The 5,616-nt window shown below is 68.0% G+C and carries 8 protein-coding genes; all 8 read left to right on the top strand.

The window, feature by feature from the left end:
* On the top strand, positions 1-862 hold an 862-nt coding region (locus I71_RS17590; protein WP_244433898.1), incomplete at its 5' end, for an adenylate/guanylate cyclase domain-containing protein.
* A gap of 187 nt (positions 863-1,049) precedes the next feature.
* Positions 1,050-2,612, top strand: coding sequence for a nitrogenase cofactor biosynthesis protein NifB (gene nifB, locus I71_RS17585; protein WP_083897229.1), 1,563 nt, complete (start codon positions 1,050-1,052; stop codon positions 2,610-2,612).
* A 53-nt stretch (positions 2,613-2,665) separates the two neighbouring features.
* A complete protein-coding gene (locus I71_RS17580; RefSeq protein WP_014248512.1) occupies positions 2,666-2,857 on the top strand; it encodes a 4Fe-4S dicluster domain-containing protein in 192 nt (63 codons plus the stop codon).
* Between the two features lie 53 nt (positions 2,858-2,910).
* Positions 2,911-3,438 carry a hypothetical protein gene (locus tag I71_RS17575; protein ID WP_042696138.1) on the top strand — a complete coding sequence of 176 codons (528 nt, stop codon included), beginning with the start codon at positions 2,911-2,913 and terminating at the stop codon, positions 3,436-3,438.
* The gene (locus tag I71_RS17570; RefSeq protein WP_042696137.1) at positions 3,435-4,247 is read left to right on the top strand and encodes a 4Fe4S-binding leucine-rich repeat protein; all 813 of its coding nucleotides are present in this window, start codon (positions 3,435-3,437) and stop codon (positions 4,245-4,247) included. The genes I71_RS17575 and I71_RS17570 overlap by 4 nt, the downstream gene beginning before the upstream one ends.
* 29 nt (positions 4,248-4,276) lie before the next feature.
* Positions 4,277-4,609 carry a nitrogen fixation protein NifZ gene (locus I71_RS17565; RefSeq protein WP_042696136.1) on the top strand — a complete coding sequence of 111 codons (333 nt, stop codon included), beginning with the start codon at positions 4,277-4,279 and terminating at the stop codon, positions 4,607-4,609.
* Positions 4,610-4,672: 63 nt separating this feature from the next.
* Entirely contained in the window at positions 4,673-4,978 is a 306-nt protein-coding gene (locus I71_RS17560; RefSeq protein WP_042696135.1) for a nitrogen fixation protein NifZ, read from the top strand.
* A 12-nt stretch (positions 4,979-4,990) separates the two neighbouring features.
* Positions 4,991-5,616 (top strand): cysteine desulfurase family protein (locus I71_RS17555; protein WP_042696134.1); only part of this gene is annotated, 626 nt, incomplete at its 3' end.

The raw sequence follows: 5,616 nt of genomic DNA, 5'->3' as shown, positions 1-5,616 counted from the left end.
GGACATCGCCGACAGCACGATGCTGTATGAGCGAATCGGCAACGCCACCGCGGCGGCATTGACGCAGCGGGTGCTGGCCCATCTGCGCCGGCTGGTGGGAGAGACCCGCGGCGGCGTCATCAAGAGCCTGGGCGACGGTCTGCTCGCCGCCTTTCCGCGGTGCGACGACAGCGCCCGCGCAGCCTGCGCGATGATCGCCATCCAGGACCACTATGGGGTGGAACTGCGCATCGGCATCCATTTCGGCGCGGTGATCGAGGGAGTCGGCGACCTCTATGGCGACGCCTGCAACGTGGCGGCACGGGTGCAGCAGATCGCCCGGCCGGGCGAGATCCTGGTGACGCAGGCGCTGGTGGACAGCCTGTCGCCCGAGCTGCGCGGCCGGACCAAGCCGCTGAACAATGTCGCGATGAAGGGCAAGACGGCGCCGATCCGCGTTCACCAGATCCGCACCGGTGACGACGGCGACGACGACGCCATCGACAGCACCACGCTGGGCTTTTCCCTGGTGACGGAAACCGGTCGCCGCATGGTGACGCTGCACCTCTCCTATCGCGGGCAGGACATCACACTGAGTCGGGCGCTGCCCCGTGTCACCATCGGGCGGGAGGATGGCAGCGGCCTACGCATCGCATCGCGCCAGACCTCCCGCCAGCATGCGGTGATCGACTTCAGCCGCGAAAGCTTCCTGCTGACCGACCATTCCACCAACGGCACCTTCATCCGCAGCGGCGGGTCGCCGCCGGTGGTGCTGCGGCGCGATGCGACCAAGCTGGTCGGCAGCGGCCTGATCGGCTTCGGGGCGGAGATCCTGGACGAAGGACAGGACCATGTCGTCGCCTTCCGGGGGGAACTGGCCTGACAGCTTTGTCGGCACCCCGACAAAGCCCCCCGCCGGCCCCGTCATTGTCGCAATGACGACAGCGTCCGCACCCCCGACAATTCCAGCCAAGCCTTTGTGATATCTGTATTTCTGCGCTTGGCCCCGAACTTGCTTTTCTCCATTTCGTCCAACGGTGTCGTCCGGCACGGCAGGGAAGGAGTGGATGATGAGCAACGTGGTTTCGCTCGACAGCATCTTCGGTCTGGGGCAACTGGCCCCGCCAGCCGTGATGCCGGCAGCACCCGAAACGGCCTCCGGCTGTTCGTCGTCGTCCTGCGGGTCATCCGATGGCCCGGCCGACATGGACCCGGCGGTGTGGGAGAAGGTGAAGAACCATCCCTGCTATTCGGAAGAGGCGCATCACTATTTTGCCCGCATGCATGTGGCGGTCGCCCCGGCCTGCAACATCCAGTGCAACTACTGCAACCGGAAATACGATTGCTCGAACGAGAGCCGGCCGGGCGTGGTCTCCGAAAAGCTGACACCCGACCAGGCGATCAAGAAGATCCTCGCCGTCGCCCAGGAAATCCCGCAGCTGTCGGTGATCGGCATCGCCGGCCCCGGCGACAGTCTGGCGGCCGCCGGCAAGAACACCTTCGCCACCTTCGAGATGCTGCAGAAGAAGGCGCCGGACCTGAAGCTGTGCCTGTCCACCAACGGTCTGGCTTTGCCCGACCATGTGGACACCATCGCTCAATACAACATCGACCACGTCACCATCACCATCAACATGGTCGATCCGGAGGTCGGCGCACAGATCTACCCGTGGATCTTCTACAAGCACAAGCGCTGGACCGGGCTGGACGCCGCCAAGATCCTGCACGAGCAGCAGATGCTGGGGCTGGAGATGCTGACCTCGCGCGGCATCCTGGTGAAGGTCAACTCGGTGATGATCCCGGGGGTCAACGACGAGCATCTGCTGGAGGTGAACAAGGCGGTGAAGAGCCGCGGCGCCTTCCTGCACAACATCATGCCGCTGATCTCCGACCCCGCCCACGGCACCTGGTTCGGCCTGAACGGCCAGCGCGGGCCGACCGCGCAGGAATTGAAGGTGGTGCAGGACGCCTGCGAGGGCGGGGCCAAGCTGATGCGGCATTGCCGCCAGTGCCGTGCAGACGCCGTCGGCCTGCTCGGCGAGGACCGCGGCGAGGAGTTCACCGCCGACAAGATCGAGGCGATGGGCTTCGTGGAGTATGACGACGAGGCCCGCCGCACCTACCGCGAGCATGTCGAGTCCGAGCGCGCCGGCCGCAACGCCTCCAAGGCCGCGGCCCAGGCCGACGTCCGGGAGAGCATCGGCTTCACCGTCGATCCGATCCTGATCGCCGTCGCCACCAAGGGCGGCGAGCGCATCAACGAGCATTTCGGCCACGCCAAGGAATTCCAGATCTACGAGGTTGGCCCGACCGGCGCCAAGTTCGTCGGCCACCGCCGCGTCGACCAGTATTGCGAGGGCGGATCGGGCGACGTCGACACGCTGGACGGCGTGCTGGCGGCGATCAACGACTGCACCGCGGTGTTCGTCGCCAAGATCGGCGGCTGCCCGTCCAAGTCGCTGGCCGATGCCGGCATCGAGCCGGTCGACCGCTTCGCCTTCGACTACATCGAGGAATCGGCGCTGGCCTACTTCAAGGACTATGCCGAGCGGCTCGGCCAGGGCGTCGTCCAGTCCCGCGCCGGCCAGGACGCGGTGATCCGCACCGGGGCGCTGACCGCGCGCCGCGCCTGATTCCCCTTACCCTTTCCCCCTCCACAGCCATCCCATCACCGAAGGAGAGAGCCATGGCCTACAAGATCAAGTCCGCCGAATGCACCGTTTGCGGCGCCTGCGAGGCCGAGTGCCCGAACATCGCCATCAGCCTGAAGAAGGGCACCTACGTCATCGATCCGGCGAAATGCACCGAGTGCCAGGGCCAGTTCGACAGCCCCCAATGCGCCGCCGTGTGCCCGGCCGACTGCTGCGTCCCGGCCTGATGTGACATCCCCTCTCCTCTAGGGGAGAGGGGGAACCCCAGGAGCACCGCGCGATGCTGGACGAGGTGGATGAGGACTGGCTGGCCCGCCGTTACTACGGCGGGGATCTTCCGCCCGAGGCGGAACGCTGCCTGCATCTGGCCGCCGCCAGCTATGCCGACAGCGAGATGGCGCTCGCCCATCTCGCCCGCGCGGCGGAGATCGCTCCCGGCCATCGCCTCGTCGATCTCGGCCACTACAAGTTCCACTTCTACAAGGCCAACCTCGGCCAGGCGCTGGTCTATGGCGAGCGCATGATCGGCCACGCCATGGCGGCACTCGGCGTCAACCACACCGACTGGCGCAGCGTCACCCCGGCCACCGCCGATTTCCGCGGGCTGGAGCCGGCGCCCCGCCTGTTCCTGTTCGCCCTGGTCGCCATCGGCTACCTGCTGCTGCGCACCGGCCGGCTCGATGCCGGGCGGGAGGCGCTGGCCAAGGTCCGCACCCTCGACCCCGACGACCGGTTCGGCGCCTCCCGTCTGATCGCCGTCGCCGACCGCCACGAGCATGAGGACGAGCTTGAGGAGGCCGGCGCATGAGCGACGACATTCTCGAGTCGCTGGACTGGCGGGGCGAACCGGTGGACTGCACCGCCTGCGCCCACCATGACCGCCGGCTCGACCCGGAGACCGTCACCCTTCCCGTGGGCGGCAAGCTGCCCGGCCACTGCCTGCCGCTGAAGGCCTGCGTGCAGGACCGCTACGCCAAGCGGATCCAGCGCTTCTTCGAATGGAACCCGGACCTCGCCGCCGGCCATCTCGACCATCCCTATTTCGAGGTCAGGGCGAACGCCGCGCGCTTTGCCCCGATCTTCCAGCTTCCCCGGCTGATCGCCGATCCCGACGAGACGGTGCGGTCGGTGCTGGCCCGGCGGCTGCCGCGCCGGCTGCTGCTGAAGCTGCGCGACGATCCCGACCGCGAGGTGCGGATCGCCGTCGCCACCCGGTTGGAGGATGCCGACCTCGCCCCGTTGATGCGCGACCCCGACTGCTCGGTAAGGCTGCGCGTGGTGCGGCGGATCCCAGACGGCATGCTGCCGGCGATGATGCATGACGAAGACCCGGAGGTGCGGGTGGAGGTCGCCCGCCGCCTCGCCATGGACTGGCTGCCCAGCCTCGCCTGGGACGACAGCCCGCGGGTGCGGCTGGTGGTGGCGCAGCGGCTGCCGACGTCGAAGCTGCACATCCTGGTGCAGGATACGGACTGGATGGTCCGCCTTGCCGTCGCCGGACGGATAGACGCCGGGCAGCTCGGCCCCCTGCTCGACGACCAAGAGGAGGAGGTGCGCGCCATCGCCCGACAGCGCGCAACCGGCCTCGCAATCGCCAACGACCTTCCTCCCCTTTAGCGGCCCCTCAACCGACGGAGCACGGCCCGATGACAGAGACAGCCGCCCAAGCCACCGCCCCCTACCGCCGCGAACGTGCCCGCAACGCCGACGACGCCAATGAGCTGGTCGGCCCGCCGGTGCTGGAACAGGGATTCAAGGTGAAGGCCCTGCGCGACGTGCGCAACGACGGCACCTATCCCGGCAGGCCGGTCGGCGACTTCCTGATCCGCGAGGGCGATGTCGGCTATGTCATCTCCGTCGGAACCTATCTGCAGATGTATTACATCTATGCCGTTGATTTTTATGAGAAACGGGTGGTCGTCGGCATGCGTGCGCGCGAGCTGGAGGTGATCGACGCCCGCTGCAACGACCCCCAATAACCCCGTCCCAAAAGCCCGGTCCCCACCTGAGTCCCGGTCCCCACCCGATTAAGGAGCCTCGCGATGTCCGACGTCGAAGCCGCCGCCAAGCCCGGTTTCATCCCGCCGCGCGAACCGCTGTACGACTGGGGCCTGCGGGTCACGGTGCAGGAGGACCTGTTCAACGATGGCAGCCACCCGCAGGTACCGGACGGCGCGCTGCTGGCGCCCAAGGGCACGCCGGGCACCATCGTCCGCATCGGCCGCACCGAGGAGGGCAGCCTGCCGGTCTATCTGGTGGAGTTCCCCGGCGGCACCGTCGTCGGCTGCCTGGAGGAGGAAATCGCCCCGGCGGACGGCTCGCGGCGCGGCGTGCCCGGAATCATGTGAGGGGGTGATGCGATGACCATTTACCTCGACAACAACGCCACCACCGCCCTGGCCCCCGAAGTCCGCGAGGCGATGCTGCCGCACCTGTTCGGGGAATACGCCAACCCGTCCAGCCCCCATTCCGCCGGCATGGCCGCCCGCCGCGCGGTCAGCGCGGCCAAGGCCCAGGTCGCCGCCCTGATCGGCGCCAAGCCGGCCGATCTGGTGATGACCGGCAGCGCCACCGAGGCGACCCACGCCGCAATCCTCGGCGCGCTCCGCGTGATCGAGGAAACCGACCACCGCCGCGACCACATCGTCACCACGGCGGTGGAGCATCCGGCGACGCTGGCCCTGTTCGACGACCTGCGCCAGCGCGGCTGGCGGGTCACCATCCTGCCCGTGAACCGCGACGGCCTGCCCTCGCTGGTCGATCTCGCAGCCGCGGTAACCGAGGCGACGGCGCTGGTCTCGATGATGTGGGCCAACAACGAGACCGGCGTACTGTTGCCGGTCGAAAGGGCGTCGGCCATCGCCCATGCCCATGGCGCGCTGTTCCACAGCGACGCGGTGCAGGCGGCGGCCCGTGTGCCGGTCGATTGCGGCATCACCGATTACCTGACCCTGTCCGCCCACAAGATGCACGGGCCGAAGGGCGT

The organism is Azospirillum sp. B506 (assembly GCF_000333595.1).
Lineage (GTDB): Bacteria > Pseudomonadota > Alphaproteobacteria > Azospirillales > Azospirillaceae > Azospirillum.
The sequence above is the reverse complement of the archived record's forward strand: the minus strand, read 5'-3'. Positions and strand labels throughout refer to the sequence as shown.